The organism is Porphyromonas bennonis DSM 23058 = JCM 16335 (assembly GCF_000375645.1).
GTDB lineage: Bacteria > Bacteroidota > Bacteroidia > Bacteroidales > Porphyromonadaceae > Porphyromonas_A > Porphyromonas_A bennonis.
In genome coordinates this window covers 1-25,832 of record NZ_AQWR01000025.1, presented here as the reverse complement: position 1 = coordinate 25,832, position 25,832 = coordinate 1, and the positions used below count along the sequence as shown (strand labels likewise).

Here is a 25,832-nt window from a genome sequence, read left to right as displayed (position 1 = left end):
GGGTCCTCTTTCCCGCGGTCTTCGGCACTTCGTGCCTCGACACGCGGGCTAAACAGCGATGATCCCTCCGGGGCTTCGCCCCTGCGGGATCGGCAGGCGGTAGCAGTAGGGCTGGGATCAGTCGACAGGATTGCACAGCGATAGGGGTTATCACTTCTTTACTTTTAGGCTCAAATGCGTCATCCTTGGAGCGTCACCCCTGAGCCCTCGTAGCAACGCACCTCGCAGTTTGCAGACTTTTATCGACACCAACGGAAAACATTATCATTTCTGTTCTTGATCAGCCACTATTATATTCTGTAGTCAAAAAAAGCGGGGAATGCCGACCGGGTGGTCGACATTCCCCGCTTGATGGGTGGGTGTGAGGGATCAGTTCTTACCGCTGAGGGCGCGATCGATCATGTAGTAGAGATCAGCGTAGTGCCCCGCCTCGGGGTGGTTGCCCATCCGCGAGGAGATGACTGAGCGGGCACCGAGGAGGCTCTTGTAGAGCGGTCCACGGACGTTGATCGCCTGGGTCTTGAGCTTCTGCTTGTCGTTGCTCTTCTTTCCGTCGAGTCCGAGCCCACTGAGCAGCTGTGAGACGTAGGCATACTGCATATTGCGCTCTACAGGGGTGAGTGCTCCGCCATTTTGCCACACATAGTCGTGCAGATCGGCGAGGTAGGCCTCTGGCGTGTAGGGGTTTCGCTCCTCGGAGTAGAGAGCCGTATTGGAGAGACGGCTCAGGACGGAGGTGCCGGTCAGCATGCTCATGGTGGAGAAGATCTGGTCGGAGAAGTTATTGGGCTGCTTGCCGAGCTTCTCCGTTACCTCCTTCGTGGACATCCAGCGGGGGAAGTCGATCGACTGGTCGAGGACAAAGCGTAGTGCGCGCTGCTGCTCCTTCCGGGAGGGTACGGAGTACTTGGTCTGTCCGTCACCGTGCACGGGGAGATTTCTCCTAAAGCCTCCGATGACGGAGGTGGCGTGGCCGATGTAGAGGCGGAACTGTCCTGCCAGCGAGCTGAGCAGGCGGTCCTGAGCCTTGTAGGCCTTGCCATCCTCCTGAGGGGTCCAGTCAAAGAGGTGATCCACGGTGCGCTTTAGATTCTCGATGCCGTAGTAGCTTGCCAGCACCGGGTCGTCGCCGAGGTCCTCAGTCTGAGCGGTGTAGTCGGCATTGGAGAGGATCTGTTGAGGCCCGTAGGCGAAGCGGCGGTCGCCCTGCTTCTCGGTGATCCAGCGATTGAGGATGGGAAGCTCCTCCTCCGGGGTGGCAGCCTCGTAGATCGGCTTGTAGCCCCAGGCGATGGCGTACATATCGTACATACCGATGAGCGGGGGGAGGAAGTTGGTCACGCCATCACCGGGCTGTGCAACGTAATTGTAGCGCGCGTAGTCCATAATGGATGGGGTGGTGCCGTACTTGGTGGTGAAGTCGGGGGAGCGGAGATCCTCCACCTTGTAGGAAGAGGAGGCGCCCATATTGTGCATCAGACCAAGGGTGTGGCCCACCTCGTGTGCCACGATGTAGCGCAGCATCGGACCGAGCACGGAGAGCTCGTAGTGGAGCCCTCGGGCTGAGGGGTCGGCAGCCGCTGTCTGGCAGAAGCGCCAGTCGTGGATCAGCTCCAGCACGTTGTGGTAGAAGTATACCGATGCCTGGAGGATCTCCCCGGTACGGGGGTCGGTCCAGGAGGGGCCCATCGCATTGGCCTGCTGAGAGGAGGAGTAGATGAGGCAGGTGTAGCGGATGTCGTTGGGGTTAAAGCTCGGGTCATCCTTCGGATAGCGCTTGGCGACGATGGCGTCCTTGAAGCCTATCGCCTCAAAGGCCTTCTGCCAGTCCTCGATGCCCTGCTTGAGGTAGGGGTACCACTCTTCGGGGAATGCATCATCGACGTAGTAGACGATCGGCTTGGCGGGGACGACGAGTTCGCCTCGCTTGTGCCGCTCGATGTCCTCGGGCTTCGGCTCGAGGCGCCAGCGATTGATGTACTTCACCTTCTCCATCGACAGGGCGTCGGTGGTTATCTTGGTGGTCCCATTGGTGAAGTAGCCTATGCGGTAGTCGTGCAGGCGGGGGCGCATCATATCCTTGTCGTCCGGCAGCAGACCGAGGGAGGCATTGATCACCGCGGTGAAGGGCTCCTTGTCCACGGTGTAGACGGCGCGGACGGTGACGTTGAGATTGCGCGGGAAGGCGCTGATGTCGGTGATGGAGGAGAGGTCCTTCTTGAAGCTCCCGCTCAGCTTATTGGCTCCGAAGAAGGAGTCAAAGGGGGACTTGGGGAGGAAGGGCGTGATCGGGGCCTTGTCGGTGAGGAAGAGGGACGTGGCGTCGATCACCACAGCAGTGGAGTCGGGACGCCAGGTGGCGATCTTGAAGGCGTTCAGCACCGGCATCAGGTGATTGTCCTGCACCCTCTTGTAGATCGAGGACTCAGGGTCAGCGGTGATGGCGGTATTGAGCTGGTGGAGGTAGAGGCGCTCGTCGTCCTTTGACCAAGAGACCATCAGGGGCTCCGCCGGCATCTCGCCGGCGATGACGTCGGTATTGTCGCTGATGGCGTCTACGCGACCGGTGAAGAGCATCGGCCGATCGAGGAGGGCGACAGGGATCTCCATATAGACCTTCCCCTTTTGGAGGTGCAGGTCGATAAATCCTCGCACGGTCTTGGAGGGATTCTTGATGACGTCGGAGTACTTCTTCCCCTTATCGTCCTTATCCTCCTTCGCCTTGTCGTCCTTGGGCTCGTCCTCTTTGTCCATGACTGCCCCGATCAGGTCGCCGAAGTCCTGGGCCTGAAGGCGGGTAACGCCGGTCGGTAGTAGCAGCAGTAGGGTGAGGAGGAGTCTGTAGTAGTGTTTCATGTGTTATGTGGTGATGTCTGAGTGATTAATCGCCGGGGGTCTGCCGCTTCTTGGCGGCAGCGTTGCCGATGGTCTGTAGGTCCATGCCGGTCTTGTCCTTGATGAAGGAGCGGAGGGCGTCGTACTTCTCGTGCATGATCGTGTAGTCGCCCATCGCCTCCTGGATCTCCGCCTCCGACATAGTCGTCATGCGGTAGATGTAGTCGGCAATGTCGAGTGAGGGGTCCTTGTGGGCCTTGTACTTCTCATCCGCATAGACGAAGTCCCGATTGTAGTCCCAGAAGCCGTGGGACTTGAGGATCTTATCCCGATTTTCGGTGTCCTCATCAGTGGTACCCGGGAGGTTTTTCCTCAGTCCCAGGATTTGGTCGTAGGCATCGGCAGAGTAGTTGCTGAAGGTCGTCGGCCAGCTGATCCTGTGGGTGAAGATGAACTCCCAGAGCGTCTTGTGGAGCTGAGAGACAGTCTCCGACCGGTATGCGTCCCAGGTAGTGATGGCGGGCTTGGTCTTGATTACCTCCCCCTCCCGGTACATGTTGATCGCAATGTGATCGCGCTTGGAGTTGGTGATGAGCTTATTGGCTCTGCCATTGGCGATGCTATCGGTGAGGAAGATGTAGACAGGGAAGTAAGTCTGCGCGAAGTCGTCCTTGTAGAAGGAGAGGAAGTCGTCAGCGAGGAGGTGCAGATTGTCCTCCACCACCTTCATGTCCCCCGGCACGGAGGGATCGACCTTAGTGTATCGGGGGTCGGTCCAGGAGAGCTGTGCGCCGAGGTTCCAGCGGACATTGCTTGGGTCAAAATCGTAGACCACCTTTACCCCCATCCGCTTGTAGATGTCATAGATGGTGTGAGAGACGTAGTCGCTTCCGTCCTTGATCTCGTATCTCGGCTTACCGAGCTCCGATACCACAGGTGCCTCCTTATAGCACCCTGTGGCGAGGAGGAGAAGTCCGACAAGTGTCAGTAGTGTCGATGATGTATGACGTGTCATATCGCTTGCATTCTCTATAGGGTGAGGATTACTTGGTCGTCTTACCTCCGCCGAGGACGGCGTCGGACTCCCGGACGACCTGAGGGACGGGGAGGGTGTACTTAGGAGACTTGGCGGGGAGGGTGTACTCCTCGGTGCCGATCTCCTTGGCATTGCCGGTGATGTAGGTGTGATGCAGCTCTGGCATCCCCTGACGGCGGAGGTCAAACCAGCGGAGCTGCTCGAAGCAGAACTCCCGCCGGCGCTCCTCACGGATGAGGCGAATCGCCTCGTCCTGCGTCGCAGGGGTCTCCAGTATGGCGTGCTCCGGCGTGATGCGTGCGCGGCGGAGGGTATTCAGATCCTTCATCGCACGGGAGAGGTCGCCCTTCATAGCGTAGGCCTCGGCGCGATTGAGGTACGCCTCGGCGGAGCGGATGGCAAAGCCGTAGGTGTGGGTGTCCTCCTTGGTACCGCTCTTGACGACGTCCATCACGTACTCGTACTTAGGGAACCAGAAGCTGCCGACGTTGATCTTATTGGCATTGATGAAGTATCCCTTCTTGTCGTAATACCTCAGGTCGCCCTCACTGTAGATCGAGAGGAGATCGCTGGAGGCGTTGAAGTAGAAGGGGTGGACCGTCCTGAACTCCGGGATCCATCCGAAGCCGTAGGAGTAATTGATCTCTCTATTCTCCTTGCCGAGGAAGATCTTCGCCTCATCGCTGCCCGGTGCGGGGAGCTTATTGAGGTCGTGGAGAGCGCCATTGAGCGAGAGAGCCTGGTCTGCATACTTGATGACACTGTCCCAGTCCTGCATATGGAGATAGACGCGGGAGGCGAGGACGGCGGTGGCGGCGGCGTTCCATCGGTAGATGGTGCCCTCGTTGTCCGCCTTCGCAAAGGCAGTCATCGCGCCTTCGATGTCCTTGACCATCTCAGCATAGTCCTCAGCCACGGTGGCACGGGGGAAGCTAACGTCCTCGGCATAGTGGTGGTAATTGAGCGGGACACCCATAGCCGTGGAGGCGGTGGCAGGATCGTACGGCTCGCCGTAGATATTGGTCAGCATGAAGAAGGCAAAGAGTCGCACGGCATGTGCCTCTCCCTCGAGACGGGCAATCTCCTCAGGGGTCCCCTTGATCTCACCGATCTGATTGATGATGATGTTACTGGTGAGTATATGCTGGTAAAGGGTCAGCCAGGTGTAGTCGGAATTGAGCACCTTGGTAGGGGAGAGCTCAGGCTGATCCTGCCACGTGAAGTATCCGAAGGCGGTGCGTCGCTGATCCTCTCCCTGCACGGACTTTGTATTGGCGTACGCCATAACGTCGTCGGTGAGTAGGTCGAGGTACCTGTAGGGGAGGGCGTCCTCCTTGAAGTACGCATCCCCGTAGAGGATCTCAGAGTAGTCCTTGGCAGACGTCGGGACGATGGTGTCCTGCGAGTACTCGTCCAGGAACCCTTTGCATCCGGAGAGGATGAGGGTCGCCAGTAGAGCTGTGGTCGCTACGAGTGAAGTATATCGTTTCATAATATGAAATGTCCGTTCTGTAGTAAGCGATTAGAATCCCAAGTTGACAGTCACGGCGAAGGAGGGCAGTGGTGGGGTCGTGCGGGATCCAAGGGTGATCTGCGACGGATCCTGTCCGTGGAGATCCTTAGAGGCGAAGAGGAGGAGGTTGTAGCCCTCCAGTCTCACGTTGGCGGAGCGGACGAAGCCGGTCTTCTCCAGCAGCTCCGGACGAAAGCGGTAGACGAGCGATGCGGAGCGGAGACGGATGTGTGAGCCACTGACGACGCGGAGGTCGCTCTTATTGTACATCTGCCAGCGATTGCGGGCAAACTCATACTTATAGGGGCTCTCCTCTCCCGATAGGCTTGTTCCGGGCTTGACGTCGTCCAGTTTGTTGGCGGAGATGGCGGGGATATTCGTCCTCGTCTCATCACCCGGCTGACGCCAGCGATCCACCAGCTCGGAGGAGAGGTTCTCCTGCGGCTTTGGTGTGGTCTGACCGCCATCGTTGTAGAGGTCGTTCAGGCGAACCTTATTGCCGACGCTGTAACTAAAGAAGAGGTTAAGCGTCAGATCTTTCCACCTCAGTGAGGTCCCCATACCGCCTTGTGCGATCGGGATGCGGGAGCCGGAATTGACAAAGGCGCGGGCAAAGAAATCCTCCCTCGTCTCGCCCTCCTTGGGTGGCTCGATGCCGTAGAAGTCCGGCAGGCCGTTCTCTGTCAGCCCCTTGAAGCGGTAGGAGTAGAAGGTATTGACCGACTCACCATTCCGGATCACGCTTCCATTGAGGAGCTGAAGGTAGGTGTAGTCGGTGTTGATACCGCCGTCGGTTACGATGTTCTCATTGTGGGAGCCATTGACATTGAGGGTCCAGGTCCAGTCCTTAGTGCGGATCGGGGTCACCGTGGCCATAAAGTCGAGTCCCTTATTGACGAGCGTACCGGCATTGAGCTGGATATTGGTACGTCCGAGGGTATGAGAGACCACCTTATTGATCAGCTGGTCGGTACCGATACGCTGGTAGTAGTCGACGGAGAGGGTCAGTCGGTTGTCGAAGAGGGCGGTCTCGAAGCCGGCATTCCACGACGTATTCTTCTCCCAGCGGAGGTTGGGATTGGGGAGCTTGGAGATGTGGCTCTGGAATTGCTCGCTCTGGCTCTCGTAGTCACCGAAGCGCATGATCAGGCTCGGTGTCTGGTCGTCGGAGACATTACCCTGGATACCATAGGAGCCCTTGAAGCTAAGGAGATTGAGCCAGCTGACGTCCTTCAGGAAGTCCTCCTCGTGGGCGTTCCAGCGTGCGGAGAGCGACCAGATCGGGAGGAAGCGAGCCTTGGGGTCTTGGCCAAACTTATTGGACCCCTCAGCGCGGACGTTGAAGGTGGCGATGTAGCGCCGGTCGTAGGTGTAGGTGAGGTTGGCAAAGAGGGAGACGAAGTTGGAGAGGCTATTGGTCATCCGGTCTCTCGAGTACTCTGCCATCTTCTTATAGGCGAGCCAGACTGTCGGGTCGATGTACATAAAGGTCTGGCCGCGCTCCGGCAGGTAGCCGTACTCCTTGGACGAGATACCGGTATAGTGTACGGAGCGGAGCTCGGGACCGGTATTGATCGAGAGGACGTGCGGTCCGCGGCGGAGGTTGTAGATCAGCTGCGCACGCCACTGCCAGCTGAGGTTGCGCATGTTATTGGTGCTCATCATACCGCCATAGGGCAGTGAGCACACCTCCTCGCGGAATTTCTCGTTGTCGGGCAGAGGACTGCCGTAATTGAGCCGGCGCATCTTTGCCGCCTCGTAGGACTGCTCGTCAAACCACGACTCGCTCTGCGTGTTGCTCATATTGAGACCGAAGGTGGTATTGAGCTTCAGGTCGAGGATGGGGCGGTACTCGAGGAAGGCGATGGCATTGTAGCCATTCCCCTTCACCGTATTACCGGTGTGCTCCATCTCGTGCATCATATTGAAGCGAAGCTCCTCTTGGAAACCCATAGAGTTATTGTAGAAAAGTCGCTCCCCGGCGTCGTCATAGGCGGCGATGGCGCGGGAGGTGCGGAGGGCGTAGGTGTAGGGCGAGACGCTCATGTAGGTGTAGTTCTTGTCGCTGCCATTGACGCGGAATTGCACCTGAGCGGTCACCTTCTTGGAGGGACGGAAGTTGATCTTCAGCATCCCATTGTAGTTGTTCACCCCTTTCCCCTTCACGAGGTCGGGCTGGAGGGCAACGCTTCCGGAGGCGTAGTAGGTCGCCTTGTCGTTGCCGCCGCTGAGGCTGAGGTTGTGCCTCTGGGAGGCGGTGTCGCGGAAGAGGAGGTCAAACCAGTCGGTGTTATTCTCCTCTAATGTCTTCACACCCTGGAGGAACTGGTCCTCCGTCAGCTTCCTGTCGTAGAGGTCCATCAGCAGTCCCTCGTACCCTACGCGGGAGACGCGGAAGAGGAAGGGGAGACCCCGCTCCTCGATCTCCTTGGAGACCTCGATGCGCTCCTTCGAGTTCATCAGCGCCATCTGACCGTAGTTGGGTCGCTGGTTGTAGGTGACGGAGCCGCTGTAATTAACAGAAAAGCGCCCACCGGAGCCCTTCTTCGTCGTGACAACGATGACGCCATTGGCGGCGCGTACACCGTAGATCGCGGTGGCGGCGGCATCCTTCAGCACGTCGATCTTCTCGATGTCCATCGGGTTAAGTCCCGAGATGGCGTTACCGATGAGATTGACATTATCGAGCGAGTTGATCTCCTCAGCCGATAGCGGCACAGGGTCATCGAGGATGATACCATCGACCACCCAGAGCGGGTCGCGGCTACCGGAGAGGGTGGAGACACCACGCACGCGGATCTTGGCTGCGGCACCAGGAGTGGAGACATCACCGAGGACGGTCAGGCCCGGGATCTTACCGGAGAGCATCTGGTCGACGGAGCCTGCATCAGCCGTCAGCACGTCAGAGGCATCGATGGTAACGACTGAGGAGGTGGAGAGACGCTTCTCTGTATCCTGGTATCCGGTACTCTCCACCAGCACCTCGCCCAGCAGCTCGGCTGCCTCGCGGAGGGTCATATTGACGGTAGCGCTCGTGGGCTTCACCTCCTCCGTCTTCATGCCGATGAGGGAGAAGACGAGGACGGCAGTCTTCATATTGGGCACATCGAGCTTGTAGGAACCATCGACATTGGCGGTGGTGCCTCGGTTGCTCCCCTTCAGCCGGATCGTGACGCCGGGGAGGGGCTCACCCTCCTCATCCACCACGGTACCGTGGATGGTGACCGGACCTCCCTTGACCGGTCCGGACTTTGTGATCACCACCTTCTGTCCGGTGATGGTGTAGGTCATCCCGGTCCCTTCGAGAAGGCGGTCCATGGCTGCCTTGAGAGATACGTTACTCACCTTAAGTGAGACCTTCCGGCCCGCTTCCTTGGAGAGGCTCTGCGGAGAGAAGGTAATAGTCACGCCTGTCTGCTTCTGCACCCGGTCAAGGGCCTCCTGCAGGGTCGCCTGACTCAGGTCGAGCGTCACAGTCTCCTGCGACTGGGCGTAGACCTGCAGGCATAAGCCGATGAATAGGGCGACTATGGCGGTTAAGCGTCGGATAGTTGTGTCCATAATGCTACCGATAGTATTTGTGAATTGTATTCGTATGAAGTCCTTCCACTCCGGGAGTGGTGGTGTCGTGATTGCTAAGGAGTTGAAGCCGGATGACCAGCTCTGGTAGCAACAAAGGTATTAATTTATTTCACACCCTCCAGTGGTTTTGGTAAATTTTGTGCAAAGCTCATCGCACTCCGACGCTATATGAAGTGATCCGGACGGTAGAAAAAGACAACCGTCCTCTGCCGCCGGCGCTTGGGGGGTCAGCTGATTTGGCCCCAGTCGGGGGCGTCGGTCATCACCTCGGCGAGGGTGGTGCGGATGGGCGCGTTGATCTCCTTGGAGAGCGTGGGGTCGTCCCTGAGGAGCCAGTCGACCAGCCGGGCGGCGAAGGTGACGGCGGTCACATCTCGGCTGAGATCAGCCACGCGGAGGTTCATCGCCGTGCCGCTCTGCTGCGTCCCCTCCAGCTCGCCGTAGCCCCTCAGCGCCATATCTTGCTCAGCGATGTAGAAGCCGTCCGTGCTGTCGCACATCACCTGGATTCGCTTCATCGAGGTGGCGCCCGCCTTAGGCCCCACACGGAGGATGCAGTAGCTCTGCTTGTCGCCCCGACCGACACGACCGCGGAGCTGGTGCAGCTGCGAGAGGCCAAAGCGCTCCGCCGCAGTGATCACCATCACGGTGGCATTGGGCACGTCGACACCCACCTCGATCACCGTGGTCGCTACGAGGATCTGCGTCTCGCCGGCGGCAAACTTCCGCATCTCCTCCTCCTTCTCCGCCGCCTTCATCTTCCCGTGCACCATCCCCACCTGATAGGAGGGGAAGATGCTCCTGGTTTCGTCGTACCCCTCCTCAAGCGACTTCAGGTCGCTCTTCTCGCTCTCCTCGATGAGCGGATAGACGATGTAGACCTGTCGCCCCTCGCGGAGCTGCATGTGGAGGAACTTCCGCACCTCCACCACGTCCTTCTCGAGGGCAAAGCTGGTCTTGATGGGCGTGCGCCCCGGGGGCAGCTCGTCGAGGACGGAGACGTCGAGGTCGCCGTACATTGTCATGGCGAGCGTGCGGGGGATCGGGGTGGCGCTCATGATGAGGATGTGGGGGTGGAGAGCAGGATTCTTCTCCCAGAGCCGGCTCCGCTGGTAGACACCGAAGCGGTGCTGCTCATCGATCACCGCCATGCCGAGGGTGTGGAAGCGGACGTAGTCCTCGATCAGGATGTGGGTGCCGACGAGTATGTCCACCTCGCCCGCCTCCACGCGGGCTGTGATCCGCTCCTTCTCCCGCTTCCGCATCGACCCGGTGAGGAGGGCGACGGAGGTCTTCTGTCCCCGGAGCATCCTCGTGAGGGTATTGTAGTGCTGCTGTGCGAGGATCTCCGTCGGTGCCATCATACAGGCCTGCATGCCGCTGTCCACCGCCTGGAGCATCGCGAGGAGTGCGACCACCGTCTTCCCCGATCCTACATCGCCCTGCAGGAGACGATTCATCTGATGCCCCGAGGTGACGTCCTCGCGGATCTCCCTGAGGACGCGCTTCTGCGCACCGGTGAGCTCAAAGGTGAGCCCCTTCTCATAAAAGGTCATGAAGTGATCCCCCAGTGGTCCGAGGACGAAGCCGCCACTCTCCGCCTGCCGCTCGGCGTGGATTAGTCGCATCCTGAGGCGGAGGTAGAAGAGCTCCTCCAGCTTGAGTCGCCTCTGTGCCTCCTCCAGCTGGGGCATGTCGGCGGGGAAGTGCATCGCATAGAGTGCCTGAGCTCTCGGCATCAGCCCATATTGGCTCAGGAAGTAGCCAGGGAGGGTCTCGGGGATCTGCCCCTGCACCCGATCGAACGCCCTTCGGACGGCACTCGAGAGCGCCTTACTGTCCAGCCCGGAGCGCTTCATCCGCTCTGACGTGTGGTAGAGGGGAAAAAAGCTCCCGACACTCTCGCCCGCCTTACTCGCCACCTCGATGTCGGGGTGGGTGATGCTGATCACCCCCTTGAAGACCTTGGGCTGACCGAAGAGGATGTAGTCCGTGTCCTGACGAAGGGTGCGAGTCCAGTAGGAGATGCTATTGAACCATACCAGCTCCACCATCCCGGTGCCGTCGCTGAAGTAGCCCCTCAGTCGCTTGCGATGTCCCTGCCCCTCCTGCTCGAGGCTGACGATGCGCCCTCTCAGCTGGACGTACGCCAGCCCGGAGGTGAGCTGGCTGATCGGATAGATCTGCGTCCGGTCGAGGTACTTGTAGGGGAAGTAGAGGATCAGGTCCTCCAGCGTGCGGAGGGACAGTTCGCCGGCCAACAGGCGGGCACGCCGCTCTCCGATCCCACTCAGGTAGGTGAGATCGCTGCCGAGCAGGGTGCCGTCTCCGGGTCGCGCCATAGGGTTAAGACTATATGTTCTCGCCTCTTGTGCTATCGGATAGATCAGTCTCTTCCAGATAGACTATGACAAAAGGCTCAGCGAGGAGTGTTTTGTCAAAAAAACAAATCTGTACTCTCCTTAGTATGAGTAGCGTTGCCTTTCCTTCCGGGTACTCTATGGCTTCATCGGGATCGGAGGAGGATCGTCTCGGGCTGGGACACATCCTGATCGCCTTGTATGGGAAGTCTGCCGCTCTCCTCAGAAACGCTATGACAAAAGGGATGGTCAATCTATCGGGGTGAAAGGTGTCACGGAGCAGGCGGATGCACTTAAGGAAGTCGTCCAAGTCAGCCATACGACCCACTGTATCGAAGAGTAGCCCCGACTGCTCGTCGAAAGTTGTCCTGCCTATGATGTATCGAGAGTCCCCATATATCTCATCGCCCCACCACTTAGCGTCCTCTATACGCGTATCCCAGAAGTAGTACCCCTCGCCCATCCATGGCTCTCTGGTTCCACTCTTCTTCTCTCCCTTTTCATCCACAGATCGGCATAAGTAGGGTCCGTGGATAGCAACCTCTTCTCTATTTCCTCTGTCCTCCAGAGTCTGGTATATTGGTGTCATCTTAGTCCGTAGACGACTTACTCCACCTCTTTTGTATTGCGCTTGAGGAGTCCCTGAAGGTCAGAGAAATTAATGATCGGAAGGATGATTGGTGGGACGTTAGCCTGAAGGGATAATGTGCTTAGGAATGACCGGACGTAGGGGAATACGATTGCCATACAATTGGGATAGAAGTAGTCCGGTATCTCGGACAACTCTATGGGCTCGGTAAATCCAAATACCACTTGGAGTGTTGTGGAGATGAATTCTTTCTCCTCCGATGAAACTCTTGTGATCAGTCGTAGCTTGTACTCACCGGTAGCTTTGGAGTACTCTCCATAGGGGTCAAAAGAGACGCTCAGTGTCGCACCCTCCTGAGCCTCAAAGTCCATTGAGACTTGGAGAAACCGATACGACTTAAGGGTGAATGTTGCGGCTTTGCCTTGTCCTGCCATTGCTTTATGCTGCTAAGTAATTCATATCGTTGGAGGAAAAAGAGTGTCCTTTTTCCTCTTGACGATCCGGTTCGCTTAGGTCGAGACCCTGTGTCAGCCGGATTTGATTGGCATATGCAAGGGCATCTGTCCCCACCTCATTGAGGTGGTCCAGCGCACTCCAGTCCTCTTGCAGTTCTTTCTCGGAGGCTGTCTTGAGATACTCCTTCAGGCTTTCGAATACATGTCCCATAGTTCACAGGTGTTGATGGTGCTACCTACTACCAGCAAATATAGTCACAAAATCAATAAGAGGCTATAGCTCATCGCGTAGGATCAGGGAGGCGAGGGCGAGGTCGCGGGGGGTGGTGATCTTGAGGTTGTCCGGGTCTCCCTCGATGAGGAGCGGACTGCGACCGGTGTGGAGGCTGTAGAGCCCGGCATCGTCCGTCTGAGTCGTGTCGCCCTCCGCCTCGTAGGCGGCGACGATCGCCTCGCGGCTGAAGAACTGTGGCGTCTGCACGCAGCGGGCGAGGCTTCGGTCGAGGATGGTGCTGTCCCCGTCCGGGGTGATCATCCGTAGGCTGTCCGTGGGACGGGTCACCGGGATGGCCGCCTCGGCGCTCTCCATCGCAGCAAGCAGCCGATCCCACATCTCCCGCCTGAGGATCGGGCGTACCCCGTCGTGGATCGCCACCAGTTCGACCTCCTCAGACACCTCCCTCAGTCCGTGGAGCACACTCTCCCCACGTGTCGCACCACCATGCACCAGGGTCAGGGAGACGCCCGGGCAGTACTCCTCCAGCAGGGTGCGGACCCTCTCGTCGTCATCGGGAGGGATCACCAGGATAAGGGGATCATCCGGGGTGAGAAGGGCGGATGCCGCTCGCACGGTATGGGCGAGGATCGGTCGCCCCTCCAGTGGGAGGTACTGCTTGGGCAGCGGGGTCCCCATGCGGACCCCCCGACCGGCGGCGACGATGATAAGGGCTGTGCGTCTCATCGGTAAAACTGTGATATGGTGTAGAGGACGATGCCGGCGGCGACGGAGACATTGAGCGAGTGCTTGGTGCCGTACTGCGGGATCTCTATGCAGTGGTCCGAGGCATCGACCACCGCCTGCTGGACGCCGTGGACCTCATGCCCGAGGACGAGGGCGGTGGGGCGGTCGGTGTCGATCACCTGTGCGACATCCGGGAGGAGGATGCTGTCGTGCGCCTGCTCCACGGAGAGGATCAGGTAGCCCTCCTCTCGTGCCTGCCGCACCGCATCGAGCGTGTCGGCTCGGTAGCTCCAGTCGACCGTCTCCTCCGCTCCGAGAGCGCTCTTGTGCAGGTCGGCGTGGCCCGGCTTGCCGGTGATGCCGCAGAGGACGATCCCCCGCAGTCTCAGCGCATCGGCAGTCCGGAAGACCGCCCCCACATTGAGCAGACTCCGCACGTTGTCCAGTATCACGAGGATGGGGCACTTAGGCGCAGCGGAGTACTCCTCCGGCGAGAGCCTTCCCATCTCCTCCATAGTCAGTTTCTGTCCCATAGTTAGGACAAAGGTACCCATAGACGATGGATTTTAATTATCTTGTCTCACGAATCCAATCGTATCACAAAGGAAAATGAATAGACGATCCCTGACTCTGCCCTCGCTGGCACTCCTACTTCTGCTCCTCCTCTCCTGTGGAAGGGGTGGGGCAAGCGGTGAGACTACGACCGATAGCGTGCCTTCCATAGACAGTACCCCCACCACTCCGGAGCCGGAAGAGCAGAAGCCCCTCACCGCGACCGATATCAGCCTGCGGGAGGATCTTCTCTTCGAGGAGTACCACCTCGACTCCGTCTACGACTATCGGGATACCTTCCGAGTCGTCCAGTATGATCAGGTACGCGAGCGGCTCGCTTACATCGAGAGTCTCTATGAGGAGGCGGATCGCTGGGCGGTGGTCGCCAATCGGAAGAATAAGAATGGGGAGTCGCCGACGATCAAGGACTTCCATCGCAACGAGTACAAGCACGTGACCGACAAGTATGGGGTCGAGCGCTATCAGTCGGCGGCGCTCTACGAGCCGGGTGACACGCTCCAGCCGGTCCGCTACACTCAGGACGGCTCTCTCGTCCACGTGATCGACTCTGTCGGATCCTTCTACCACATCTTCCTTGCCCGACACGATGAGGGGGAGTATATGGTGAAGAGGAAGTATCTCGAGCTGCTGCCGGACAGCGTCTTCTTTGACCACGTCATCTTTGTCGACCGAAATAATCAAAACATCCTCACCACGGAGCGCGAGTCTCGCGGGCAGTGGCTTGTCCGGAGCGTTAACCCCGCCACCACAGGTCGTAAGCGACCGCCCTATGCCCGCGCTACGCCACTGGGGATCTACCTCCTGCAGGAGAAGAAGCCCAAGATGTACTACACCGGGGACGGCAGCTCGACGATTGCCGGCTTTGCCCCCTATGCCAGCCGCTTCTGCTGCGGGGCCTATATCCATGGGGTGCCGGTCAATAACCCTCACGGCAAGATTCGAGAGTGGAGCCCCAGCCTCGGCACCACGCCGCGATCCCATATGTGTGTCCGCAACGCCTCCAGCCACGCCAAGTTTGTCTACGACTGGGCGCCGCTACGCAACTCGCTCGTTGTGGTGATCGAGTGACACGAAAAAAGTGTTCTCCTGAGCGAAAACACTAAACCCGGTATTAGTCGCGACTAATACCGGGTTTAATATTTCCTTTTATCGGGTTTAGTGTTTCCTATTATCGGGTTTAGTTTTCGCCCTTACCGAACTGATGAGATGGACGATGTAGGACGGTCGCGAGGTGGAGCCAGGATCCTCGCCCCGAAAGTTCAGGAGCGCTGATCGCTATTCTCGCCGTAGATGTAGAGGACGCTGCCGCCCTTGATGGTGTCGATGATCGGGCGATTGAGAGCAGGCGGCAGGGCGGGGCAACCCCAGCTGCGACCGAGCCTCCTCCCGCCACGGCAGACGGACGGGTCGGCGTAGGCGGCGCCGTGGATCACAATCGCACGGGCGAGGGCATTGTCATTGATCCCTTTCTCCAGCCCATTGAGCCGGAGGGAGTAGCCATTCTTCCCGATATAAGTCCCCTCTGTGAGGTAGAGCCCCAGTGAACTCTGGTGGCTCTCGGGACGATTGGAGAAGCGGGTGGCGTAGAGGTCGCCGCTATTGCGTCCATGGGCAACGAGGGAGTGGAAGAGGAGCTTCCCCTCCACCATATCCAGCACAAGGAGCCGCTCCTCATTGGACGGCTTCGTGAAGTCGATCAGTGTGAGGATCTCCTTCTTCCGATCCTTGATCTGCCGGTAGCCGTCGTACGCCTCACGGAAGGCCTTCTCTCCGACCCAGGCACTCAGTCCCATCTCCTCGTAGATCAACTGACAGCTGTCGACCTGAGGGACAAGGAGCGTGTCATGCGTCGGGACTTCTGTCTTCTCCTCGTGGTGCATACGAGGAGATCCCGCCATGAGGAGTAGCGCTCCACACAGCAGGACCATAGTCAGTATAGGTATAGTTCTCTCTCCCTTCTTCATCACGGAGGCAAAGGTACGACATTCTTCCTCAGAACTACACTCTGGAGAGCTAATCTATCTTAATCCCCCCTTTATCACTCCCGGCGCTTCAGGGCAAGCATGTCGCTCAGGTACTCGTCCAGGATCTTACGGACAGTGTCAGGAGCGTCCTCCACCATCTGCTCCATCCGGGGCGGCATAGAGAGCGTCAGCAGCTGTCCCCGGATCTGTCCGCGAGTCTCATACTCGGGGTCGTCAGGGTGTTCCGTGTCGGAGAACGTATAGTGCTGCCCATCCTCGGTGATGTAGGTAAAGGATCCCTGCCCCTTGTAGTCCCTAAAGATCGACTTGACACTGTACTCATAGTACCCAGTCCCAGGCGTGGTGAAGTGGTAGGTGATATGCCCTTTTGCTCCCTTGTGGTCAAAGGTAGACTTCCACGTCGAGCCGCTCAGATCCTGAGCCTGCATCCCGATCGGCATTGCTCCTATAATAAGAAGTGTGTAGAGGTAATATAATAGTCGTTTCATGATGGTCTTATCGATTGGTTGGTACACTATTATGATGAGAATAGTGGCTAAAGGTTTGATCTTTGGTCGGCTCTGGAGCTGGGTTTTGAGGCAGAGTGTTTGTCTAATTCAAAAATAGGTGTAACTTTGTCCCAGTTTATAGGCAATATTTTACACACTTAAATAGTAGATTTTAGAATTATGAAGAAGATTATCGCTATCAGCGCTGCCGCTGTATGTATGATGATGGGTCTTGCTTCTTGCAACAAGACTGAGAACCAGCAGAACGCCGACCAGGCTAAGGAGCAGATCGACCAGAAGGCTGACGCCATGAAGGAGCAGATCGACCAGAAGGCTGACCAGGCTAAGGAGGTTGTCGATGAGGCAGCTGACAAGGCTGACAGTCTCCAGGCAGCTCAGACCGCTAAGGAGGCAGAGCAGGCTGTTAAGTAATTAGCACCCCCTGTCGTCGGTACATAGACCGACAGTAATACAAGGAGAGCCCCGCACGGACCGAGTGTCAGTGCGGGGCTCTCTGTATCAGTATACGATGGTGGGCTACTTCTCAAGGAGGTGCAGGTAGTCGCCATAGCCCTCGCGCTCCATCTCTTCCTTGGGGACGAAGCGGAGGGCGGCGCCGTTGATGCAGTAGCGGAGACCGCCACGCTCTCGGGGACCGTCGTCAAAGACGTGCCCCAGGTGTGCCTCGCCCAGCTTGCTCCTCACCTCCGTGCGTCGCATGCCGAATCGGAGGTCGGTTCGCTCCACGAGGAGGCTGTCGTTGATCGGCCGACTGAAGGCTGGCCAGCCGCAGCCGCTGTCGTACTTGTCTGAGGAGAGGAAGAGCGGCTCGCCGGTGGTGACATCGACGTAGATTCCCTGCCGAAACTCCTTGTCGTACGGATGGCTGTAGGCGCGCTCCGTGCCGCCCTCCTGCGTCACCTCGTACTGCAGGTCGGTGAGGCTCTGCTGCAGCTCTTCCTTGCTCTTACGACTAAAGCGGGGCTGATTCGCCTCGCGTGCCTTCCGGAAGAGGGCGGGGGAGATGTGGCAATAGCCGGAGGGGTTTTTCTCCAAGTAATCCTGGTGGTACTCCTCAGCGCGGTAGAAGTTCCGGAGCGGCATCCCCTCCACCGCTATCGGCTTGCTGTACTGCGTGCGGAGCCGGTCCAGTGCGGCGGTCACCACCGGTTCATCGGCCGGGTCGCTGTAGTAGATCCCGGTGCGGTACTGCGTGCCGCGGTCGTTGCCCTGACGATTGACCGCCGTCGGGTCAATGGCGAGGAAGAAGATCTCCAGCAGCTTTGCCGTCGACAGCACCTCAGGGTCGTAGACCACCCGAACGGTCTCGGCGTAGCCCGACTTGTCGCCACAGACGATCTCATACGTGGGGTCGGGGGTGTCGCCATTGGCATACCCCACCTCCGTCTCCAGCACGCCGCGGATCTGGCGGAGGAAGTGCTCCGTCCCCCAGAAGCAGCCGCCGGCGAGGTAGATCTCTCTCTTATTTTCGCTCATCTCTTGCTTCGTCTCAGTCCCCTCGTCACCGCTCCCTCGGGCTGACAGACAGCTGCCGATCAGCAGGGAGAGTAGGAGAAAAGTGGCAGCGAGGAGCCTTGATCTCCTCACCACCGGGAGGGGAAGTGATCTCTCACTCATCCGACTCCTCATCCATCTCGGGCTCCTCGGGACGCTCGCGGGTGCCCTGCTCGACCCAGACGAGGCGGTCGGTGTCGAAGCCGAGAGCCCTCGCTTTGGAGACAAAAAGCTCCTTCACCGCCTCCGGCATCTCGGGTGTGCGGGAGAGGAACCAGACATAGTCGGTGTTGCGACCCACGACGAGTGCGTAGCGATACTCCGGATCGAGCTCCACGACGTTGTAGGAGCTGTAGAAAGGACCGAAGAAGGAGACCATCAGTCTCGCCACATCCGGATCCTCGATCGGCTTAGCCTTGCCGATGGAGTCGCTCCAGCGATCCCTCTTGAGGTCGTAGCCGCTATTGACGACACGGATGGAGCCGTCGTCATTCATCGAGTACTCCGCGGTGGTGTTGTCGAGATTCTTCTCGAAGCAGGTGTCTATGCGGGCGATCTCGTACCACTTGCCGAGGTAGCGCTCCAGGTCGAAGCCCCTCACTGGCCAAGCTCCCCGGGGCAGTCCCATGTTTTTCCAGATGTAGTAGTAAGCAGCAGCGCCGGCGGTGGCTGCGGTGCCCGCAAGGGCTATCAGTAGATCTTTTGCTTTCATATTTCTCTCTTGTGATGTGGACTCGGGCGTGGGTCGCCCGGAGATCCGTTGTTGATCATTCTTCTTCACCAAAGGTACAAAATTTGGACCATCGCCATCGCTCCTCGACTGATAAGAGGAATGGTTACCTTTGTGGTATGAAGAAAAGCATCGAAATACTGGCCCCCGCTTCGTCCCTCGAGGGTGGTCGGGTAGCACTCTCGGCGGGAGCGGATGCGGTCTATATCGGAGCGCCAAAGTTTGGCGCTCGGGCCGCCGCCGGGGTCTCCCTGGAGAACATCGCGACGCTCACCCGAGAGGCACACGAGGTGGGTGCCCGGGTCTACGTGGCGCTAAATACGATCCTGACGGATGAGCAGCTCCCCGAGGCGGTCTCCCTGGCGTGGGATCTCTACCGCGTCGGAGCCGATGCGCTGATCATACAGGATATGGGACTGCTGATGGAGGAGCTGCCACCCATCCCCCTCCATGCCAGCACCCAGTGCCACAACGACAGCAACGCCAAGCTCCGCACCCTCGAGGCGCTTGGCATAGAGCAGGTGGTGCTCCCCCGTGAGGTGAGCACGGCGGATCTGCCGATCCTGCTTGACGGGGTAGGGATGCGGGTCGAGAGCTTTGTCCACGGTGCTCTCTGCGTCTCCTACAGCGGACGCTGCTTCATCTCCGAGGCGTGCCGCGGTCGCAGCGCCAATCGTGGTGCCTGCGCTCAGTACTGCCGCATGAGCTACGATCTGGAGGATGCGTCGGGGAATAAACTCCTCACCGGTCAGCACCTGCTCTCGCTGCGGGATCTCAATCGGACCGAGATCATCGAGGAAATGCTCGACCGGGGTGTCTCCTCACTAAAGATCGAGGGTCGGCTCAAGGACATCGACTACGTCCGCAATGTGACCGCCCACTACCGCCGCGTGGTGGATGAGATCATCGACCGACGTAGTGAGGAGTACTGCCGTAGCTCGTGGGGCGAGACGGAACTCTCCTTTACCCCGCGCCCGGAGCAGACCTTCTCCCGCCGCTTCACCGACTACAATACGCCGCTTCACCGTCCCATCCCGACCGAGAGCATTACCCCCTTTACCAATAAGAGTGTCGGTGAGGAGCTTGGCACGCTCATCGAGTGCCGGGGACGGGAGGTGGTGCTCCGACTCCGTGAGGGAGTAAAGGAGCTCAACAACGGTGACGGGCTCCTCCTCGTCTCTCCGGATGAAAAGGCGACTGCCGGTGCGCTGATCAATCAGGTGACGCCGCTGCGGGACGGGACCTATCGACTGAGGCTCTCCGGCTCGGTCGAGATGGCTCCCGGGGCGACGGTCTACCGAAACCTCAATCATCAGCTGGATCGGCTCCTCAGGCGTGACGATGCCTCGAGCCGAAAGGTTCCTATTAATATAGAGTGCGAAGCGACGCAGCAGGAGATTGTCCTCCGTTCCGCTGTCGCCGAAGCACCCTCCGTTGCTGTCGAAGTGCGGAGAAGGATGATGCTGGAGCCGGCGCAGAAGGATCCCTCGGCGAGGCTTATCGACACGCTCTCAAAGCTCGGCGACACGCCCTACCGCGTCGAGCGACCGGAGCTGAGACTTCGGGGACTCTACCTTCCTCCCTCAGTGGTGACGGAGCTGCGGCGAGAGCTCATCGGTGAACTACGTGAGGCTTGCCACCGAGCGATGACCGAGGAGCGTGACCGCCGGGGAGAGCAGCTCCTGGAGCGGAGGCGGGACTTCCTCGGCCGGGTACACTCGAGGGAGGAGTCCGGTCTGCCGGAGAGGCTGGACTTTACCTATAATGTCGCCAATCAGCAGGCGGAGCAGCTCTACCGTCGACTCGGCGTAACGGGAGAGATAGCCCCGGCGATGGAGGTGGCGATGCCGGAGGGACCGGTGCCGGTGATGACGACCCGCCACTGCCTGCTCCATCGGCTGGGCTACTGCACCCGAGAGGGCAAGCGGCCGCCCTTTTCGCTGCCCCTCTACCTCGTCCGCGGTCAGGAGCGCTTCCGCATCACCACCGACTGTCGCGCCTGCATGATGACCCTCTGGCTCGACCGATAGAGGGTAATAGTACGACTGCAAAGATAGCCTCGCCACGGCAGCCGCTTGTCTCTTATCTGCATCTCGGGGCACATTCAGTCGGTAATTAGACATAAGTGTGTATAAAAAGAGGGGCGCAGTACCGTCAGAGTACTGCGCCCCTCGCTATTAAGTGAAGCCGGACGTTACCAGCCGGGGTTCTGTTTCAGATTCTCCTCACCATAGACGTTGATCTCATGCTGTGGGATTGCCCAGATGATCTTCTTGTAGAGCTCGGTGCCGGGTTCTACGTCGAGGGTGAAGTATCCGTCGGCGAGATAGTCCTTCAGCGCACCCGCTTCTTTCATCTCCTGTGGCGCCATACGCTTGACGGGGAGGTTCCAGCGGCGGAGGTCCCAGAGACGGAAGCCCTCGCCCACCAGCTCACGAAGTCGCTCGTCCTGGATATCCTTGAGGAGCGCATCGCCGGAGGTGGTTACCGGCTTAAGTCCGCGGGAGGCACGCAGAGCGTTGAGTGGCTTGAGTGCATCCTTGCCGGCATAGAAGCCCGCCTCAGCGGCGATCAGGTACTGCTCAGCAATGCGGAAGACGCGGGGCTTATGGTAGCCGTTAGGCACACGCCCGTAGGTGGGGTCATCCTTGATGGTTGCATACTCAGGGTTACCCTTAAACTTCTGGAGAAGCACCATCTCGTTGAGGAAATGGGTATCAAAGACCTTGACATCCGGAGCGAGGTAGAAGTAGACCCCGTAACGGAGGTCCCCCTCCTCGTACTTGTCTAGCAGCCCCTGAGTCGGGAAGTAGGTCGGAGAGTGGTAGTGCTCTGTCCTGCTTAGACCGTAGTAGGATCCCCAGGTATTGGGCTTCTCGTCCGGCAGTGAGATCTCCAGGATCAGGATCTCCTCACTGGAGGTGTCGTGTACCCACATGTCCTCAAAGGCCTCCTTGGTCGGCTCTACGAGTGGATAGGTGCCACTCTGGATCAGCTCCATGGCGGTTGCGTACGCCTTATCGTACTCCTTCCTCTCGAGGTAGACTCTCGCCTTGAGTGCCTTGACGGCATCGACGGTGAATTCACTATTCTCGGCGTGAGGCTTGCGGACGGAAAGCTCCTTCTCTGCGAGCTCCAGATCCTTGAAGATCTGGTCGTAGCACTCCCGGACCGTATTTCTTGTGACGCGGCTGCTTACGTCATAGGTCGTGACGAGCGGGACACCGAGATCGGTGTCGGCAGTGGCGGCATTGTAGGGTATGCCGAAGCGAAGCAGGAAGTTATAGTAGTAGTAGGCGCGAGCAAAGCAGGCGGTGCCGATGAAGAGGTCGATGTCGTCCATCTGCCCCTTTAGCTCTGCCTTCTCATCCTCGTCGTCTGTCTTGTCATACTTCTCCTTCAGTGTCTCCTTTACCTTATTGTAGTTCTCGATGGTGAAGTTGACGTTCTTCAGAGTGGAGTAGTACATCTGGTAGCAGGAAGCGAAGGTGCCTGCACTTGCATTAAGCTCCAGCCAGCCGTGAAGTCCTGGTGCGCTATTACCCCAGTCGGCCTGCGCATTGAAGCAGTCAGCCATTATCTCCTGAGGGGCGGCGAAGGTGCCTCCTATTCGGTTGCGGAACTGTGCCATGACGCCCCTGTTGTAGGCAACGGCATCCTCATAAGTCTCAAGAGACTTTTCCAGGGGGATTACCGAAGTGGGGTAGCGATTGAGGTCGCAGCCGGTCACAACCACGCCTGCCAAGAGTAATAGCAAGACTCTTGCGGCGGTTTTCCTTAGTCTTGATGTCTTGTTCATAACAATCATTCTATTGGCAAACGTTAGAATTTAATTTCTACAGAGCCCAGGATTTGCATCGTGGCAGGGTTCATACCATAGGCAAGGTTAGTATCAGCCTCGGGATCCGACCCGGAGTACTTGGTAAAGGTGAGTAGGTTACGTCCGGTAAGGCCTAGCTTGACGCCCTTGAAGAATGTCTGTTGCTCCAGGAAACGTCTCGGCAGATCGTAGCCCACGGAGAGACTCTTCAGGCGGAGGAAGGAAGCATCCTCCAGGAGTCGGGTATCAAATTGCATCGTTGCCTCGTACCTCGTCATATCAGGCATTATTGTGCGGTCACCAGGCTTCTTCCAGAAATTGACACTATTCTTTGATGTGTTCCTATTGGGGAACTTTTTGGGGTTGAGGGCGAAGAAGTTGTCGTTATTCACCATGTGCTTCCCGAGGAAGAAAGAGAAGTCAGCTGAGAGGAAGAATCCCTCGTAGTAGGCGTTGAGACCGAAACCTCCACGGCAGGGCGTGCGGTAGGGGACACCGGTATTTTGCTGGAGTGCCTCCTCGTTGAAGTCGTATCCGGTGGTGATGTTGTTGTCGTCCTTATTCAGCTTACCGACATCCTCTCCCGGATTGTACCACTCAGGGTCTCCGGTCTCGGGATTGACCTGCTTGAAGATCGGCATCAGGAACATCGCTGGCTTACCTACCTGGTAAGCAAGCATATAGTCTGTCATCACCCAAGTGTCGAGACCCTGGAAGAGCTCCAGCACCTTGTCCTGGTTGTAATTGATGTTTCCGTAGACTGAGGCGTAGTTGCCACGGCGACCCTTCCAGACATCGACGTCGACCCTGAAGTCAAAGCCCCTATTCTGGTAGGTGCCGACGTTTTGCGTATTGGTGGTGATACCGGTGGTGTAGGGGTAGGGTACATCCATCACCATGTCGGTGGTTCGGCGATCGTACAGCTCGAGGTTGATGCCGAGTAGATCAAAGAGTCGGACATCAAATCCGAGGGTGGTCTTCTGCTGTTTCTCCCAGGTGAGGGCTGGATTTCCGGGACTGATGATCACGCGTGAGGGCTCTCCGCGATAGGGATTGGAGACACCTGCGCTAGCAAAGAAGTCATAGCTACCGAGTCCTGCGGAGTTTCCCGCCGTACCGGTACTAATCTTTACGTCCAGGCGATTGAGCCAGCTGACATCGGCGAGGAAGGCTTCCTTCTTGGCATTCCACTTGATACCGGCACTCCAGAAGAGAGCATTGCGATGCTTGGGAGGGAACTTTGACGAGGCGTCGTTGCGGACCGAGAGGTCGATGAAGTAGCGATCGAGTAGACCGTAGGAGAGACGACCGAAGAATGAGAGATAAGCATACTGACCAAAGCTACTTCCGATGGAGCGCTTCTCCTTGTCAGTTACTTTTCCCAGGTGCATCAGTCGGTAGTCCTTCAGGCCCGACCCGGAGGCGGAGAAGCTGTTGCCGTCGTAGCGATTGAACTCGTGACCCGCCAGAAGTGTGAAGTCGTGCGTGTCAGCGAGATTGAAGTGGTACTCCGCCGTATTGGTAAACGTCCAATCGATCCCGCGAGAGTATTTGTCTGACCGAGAGCCATTGCCGGGTGACCACATGGCACGCGGGTCTTTCACTGTGTTGCCATAGTAATTGGAGAAGTCGAGACCGATGTTGCTCCTCAGCGTCAGACCCTCAAGAGGTCGTATGGTGACGCCAAGGTTGCCGAGGTATTCGAAGGTTCCATACTCCTCCTTATACATATCTGCCACATAGTATGGACTGTATATATTGGCTCCCGGGATCCTCTCATCGTAGTAAGGCTCACCATTTTCCTTGTATGGGGTGTAGAAGGGTGAGATCCAGTAGAAGAGTCCTCCATCGGAGTAGTTGCTCCAGCCGGACTGAGTGGAGATGGAGTTGTCGTAGTAGATACCGTTATTGAGGTAGAAGGAGAGCCAGTCATTGACCTTCGTCTGGAGGTTGGCTCTCAGGTTGTCCTTCGTATAGAGTGAGCGTCCGGCAAAGAGTCCCTCCTGATAGAAGTGCTGACCGGAGACATAGTAGGTGGTGTTCTTGGATCCTCCTGAGACTGATACGTTGAGGTTGACCGTCGGGGCGTTTTTCCTAAAGAAGAAGTCTGTCCAGTTGGTGTCATGTGGAAATGCCTTGCGCAGCTGGTCCACTGCCTTTTGGCTACGGATACCAGTCTCTACCCAAAACTTTGCCAGCTCATCTGCGCTCATCATGCTGTTGTAGAATGTCCGGTCTGCCAGGTTGCTGACGCCGTACTGGGCATTGAGGGTGACGGTCGCTCTCTGACCGGCCTCTCCTCGCTTGGTGGTGATGAAGATCACACCATTGGAGGCGCGGGAGCCGTAGATGGCGGTGGCGGAGGCGTCCTTAAAGATCTGCACGCTCTCGTAGTCGTTAGGATTGAGACCCATGATCGTTCCCTGTCCCACCGGTACGCCATCGAGGATGTACATAGGCGTAGAGGAGAGTCCGAGGGAGCCGTAGCCGTGGAGGTTGATGGTGGCCAGCTCACCCGGCTCACCCGACGAGGTGGAGACGGAGAGTCCGGCGACCTTACCCTGCAGTCCCTCGAAGACGTTAGAGACCGGCTTGGACTCGAGGTCCTTGGAGTCTACCTTGACGATGGAGGCGGTGGTGGTGCTGATGGCACGACCTGAGCCGTAGCCCATTGCCACCACTTCGCTTAGTAGCTCGGCGTCGCTCTGCAGGTAGACCTTCATCCCCTGCTTTGCCTTCACCTCTACCGTCTTGTAGCCGATGTAGCTGATGACGAGCAGCTCGCCCTCCCGTGCGCGGATGGTGAATGCTCCGTCGATGCCCGATTGTGTTCCGACCTTAGAGTCGCTCTTGAGCCTGATCGTCGCACCGATGGCAGGCTCCTTCTGATCATCATAGACGACACCCTTGATCTCTATGCGCTGTCCTAGGGCGGCCAGCGCTGAGAGGAATAGGGTCCCTATGAGGAGTAGCAGTTTTCTCTTCATAATGTGTGGGTATTAAAGGAATGAAACAATAGTGAAGTCTCTGTAGGGTGCAAAAAGCACTTTGCCGCACTCTCCGGGCTGATCCCGGTGAGGCGGCAAAGTGCAGCGGGTATGAAAAGGAAGAGACCCGACTTGCTACAATATATATATATATATATATATATGGAGATCCCGCGTCGGATACCGGCACACACATCCTCTCTGGAGAGTCTGTCGATCTCTCCGCAGACAAGGGATAATAAGTGTGGTAGATACCCATCTGCATAACAATTCCCGGACTTCCGGATAGGTGTTACTGTGATCTCATGCCCAAAGTTGTCTAAAAATTCCCAAACAACCAAGAAAAACCACAATCTTCTGCAAAAAAGTAATCGGGCGCTGCGGCTCCCTCGCCCCATGTGGC

At 58.0% G+C, this 25,832-nt stretch carries 19 protein-coding genes; 3 read left to right on the top strand and 16 right to left on the bottom strand.

From position 1 onward, the window contains the following. Positions 1-369 precede the first annotated feature (369 nt). The 10 genes from B088_RS05615 to B088_RS05570 all read right to left on the bottom strand — a co-directional run bounded on the left by B088_RS05615 (position 370) and on the right by B088_RS05570 (position 13,885). Positions 370-2,856, bottom strand: coding sequence for a zinc-dependent metalloprotease (locus B088_RS05615; RefSeq protein ID WP_018107439.1), 2,487 nt, complete (start codon positions 2,854-2,856; stop codon positions 370-372). 25 nt (positions 2,857-2,881) lie between these two features. Further along, positions 2,882-3,850, bottom strand: coding sequence for a hypothetical protein (locus tag B088_RS05610; protein ID WP_018107438.1), 969 nt, complete (start codon positions 3,848-3,850; stop codon positions 2,882-2,884). Positions 3,851-3,878: 28 nt separating this feature from the next. After that, on the bottom strand, positions 3,879-5,363 hold the full coding sequence (locus B088_RS05605; RefSeq protein WP_018107437.1) for a RagB/SusD family nutrient uptake outer membrane protein: 1,485 nt from the start codon (positions 5,361-5,363) through the stop codon (positions 3,879-3,881). Positions 5,364-5,393: 30 nt separating this feature from the next. Beyond that, a complete protein-coding gene (locus B088_RS05600) occupies positions 5,394-8,945 on the bottom strand; it encodes a SusC/RagA family TonB-linked outer membrane protein (protein ID WP_018107436.1) in 3,552 nt (1,183 codons plus the stop codon). A gap of 248 nt (positions 8,946-9,193) precedes the next feature. Further along, on the bottom strand, positions 9,194-11,308 hold the full coding sequence (recG, locus tag B088_RS05595; RefSeq protein ID WP_018107435.1) for an ATP-dependent DNA helicase RecG: 2,115 nt from the start codon (positions 11,306-11,308) through the stop codon (positions 9,194-9,196). A 10-nt stretch (positions 11,309-11,318) separates the two neighbouring features. Beyond that, positions 11,319-11,915 (bottom strand): hypothetical protein, encoded by a 597-nt coding sequence (locus tag B088_RS05590; protein ID WP_018107434.1) that lies wholly within the window; start codon positions 11,913-11,915, stop codon positions 11,319-11,321. A gap of 17 nt (positions 11,916-11,932) precedes the next feature. Further along, complete coding sequence (locus tag B088_RS05585) at positions 11,933-12,349, bottom strand: protein-export chaperone SecB (RefSeq protein WP_018107433.1); 417 nt, start codon at positions 12,347-12,349, stop codon at positions 11,933-11,935. Between the two features lie 4 nt (positions 12,350-12,353). Then, positions 12,354-12,581, bottom strand: a complete 228-nt coding sequence (locus B088_RS05580) for a hypothetical protein (RefSeq protein WP_018107432.1) — start codon at positions 12,579-12,581, stop codon at positions 12,354-12,356. A 63-nt stretch (positions 12,582-12,644) separates the two neighbouring features. Further along, a complete protein-coding gene (gene ispD / locus B088_RS05575) occupies positions 12,645-13,331 on the bottom strand; it encodes a 2-C-methyl-D-erythritol 4-phosphate cytidylyltransferase (protein WP_018107431.1) in 687 nt (228 codons plus the stop codon). Further along, entirely contained in the window at positions 13,328-13,885 is a 558-nt protein-coding gene (locus B088_RS05570) for an RNA methyltransferase (protein WP_018107430.1), read from the bottom strand. Before B088_RS05570 ends, ispD begins: the two co-directional genes overlap by 4 nt. A gap of 55 nt (positions 13,886-13,940) precedes the next feature. Between B088_RS05570 and B088_RS05565 the strand changes: the two genes are divergently transcribed. Further along, positions 13,941-14,972, top strand: a complete 1,032-nt coding sequence (locus B088_RS05565) for a L,D-transpeptidase (RefSeq protein WP_018107429.1) — start codon at positions 13,941-13,943, stop codon at positions 14,970-14,972. Between the two features lie 191 nt (positions 14,973-15,163). On the opposite strand, the gene B088_RS05560 is transcribed toward B088_RS05565, so the two are convergent. Both B088_RS05560 and B088_RS05555 read right to left on the bottom strand, forming a co-directional pair. Beyond that, on the bottom strand, positions 15,164-15,832 hold the full coding sequence (locus B088_RS05560) for a murein L,D-transpeptidase catalytic domain family protein (protein ID WP_018107428.1): 669 nt from the start codon (positions 15,830-15,832) through the stop codon (positions 15,164-15,166). A gap of 110 nt (positions 15,833-15,942) precedes the next feature. After that, on the bottom strand, positions 15,943-16,377 hold the full coding sequence (locus B088_RS05555) for a hypothetical protein (RefSeq protein WP_155802338.1): 435 nt from the start codon (positions 16,375-16,377) through the stop codon (positions 15,943-15,945). 180 nt (positions 16,378-16,557) lie between these two features. Between B088_RS05555 and B088_RS05550 the strand changes: the two genes are divergently transcribed. Beyond that, entirely contained in the window at positions 16,558-16,809 is a 252-nt protein-coding gene (locus B088_RS05550) for a hypothetical protein (RefSeq protein WP_018107426.1), read from the top strand. A 105-nt stretch (positions 16,810-16,914) separates the two neighbouring features. On the opposite strand, the gene msrA is transcribed toward B088_RS05550, so the two are convergent. After that, positions 16,915-18,015, bottom strand: a complete 1,101-nt coding sequence (gene msrA, locus B088_RS05545; protein ID WP_018107425.1) for a peptide-methionine (S)-S-oxide reductase MsrA — start codon at positions 18,013-18,015, stop codon at positions 16,915-16,917. Beyond that, entirely contained in the window at positions 18,008-18,604 is a 597-nt protein-coding gene (locus B088_RS05540; RefSeq protein ID WP_018107424.1) for a lipocalin family protein, read from the bottom strand. Before B088_RS05540 ends, msrA begins: the two co-directional genes overlap by 8 nt. A gap of 137 nt (positions 18,605-18,741) precedes the next feature. On the opposite strand from B088_RS05540, the gene B088_RS05535 reads away from it, so the two are divergent. Next, a complete protein-coding gene (locus tag B088_RS05535) occupies positions 18,742-20,652 on the top strand; it encodes a peptidase U32 family protein (protein ID WP_018107423.1) in 1,911 nt (636 codons plus the stop codon). Between the two features lie 164 nt (positions 20,653-20,816). Here B088_RS05535 and B088_RS05530 read toward each other — a convergent pair whose 3' ends face one another. Further along, positions 20,817-22,421, bottom strand: coding sequence for a RagB/SusD family nutrient uptake outer membrane protein (locus B088_RS05530; protein ID WP_162137999.1), 1,605 nt, complete (start codon positions 22,419-22,421; stop codon positions 20,817-20,819). A 23-nt stretch (positions 22,422-22,444) separates the two neighbouring features. Further along, entirely contained in the window at positions 22,445-25,429 is a 2,985-nt protein-coding gene (locus B088_RS05525; protein WP_018107421.1) for a SusC/RagA family TonB-linked outer membrane protein, read from the bottom strand. Between the last annotated feature and the right edge of the window lie 403 nt (positions 25,430-25,832).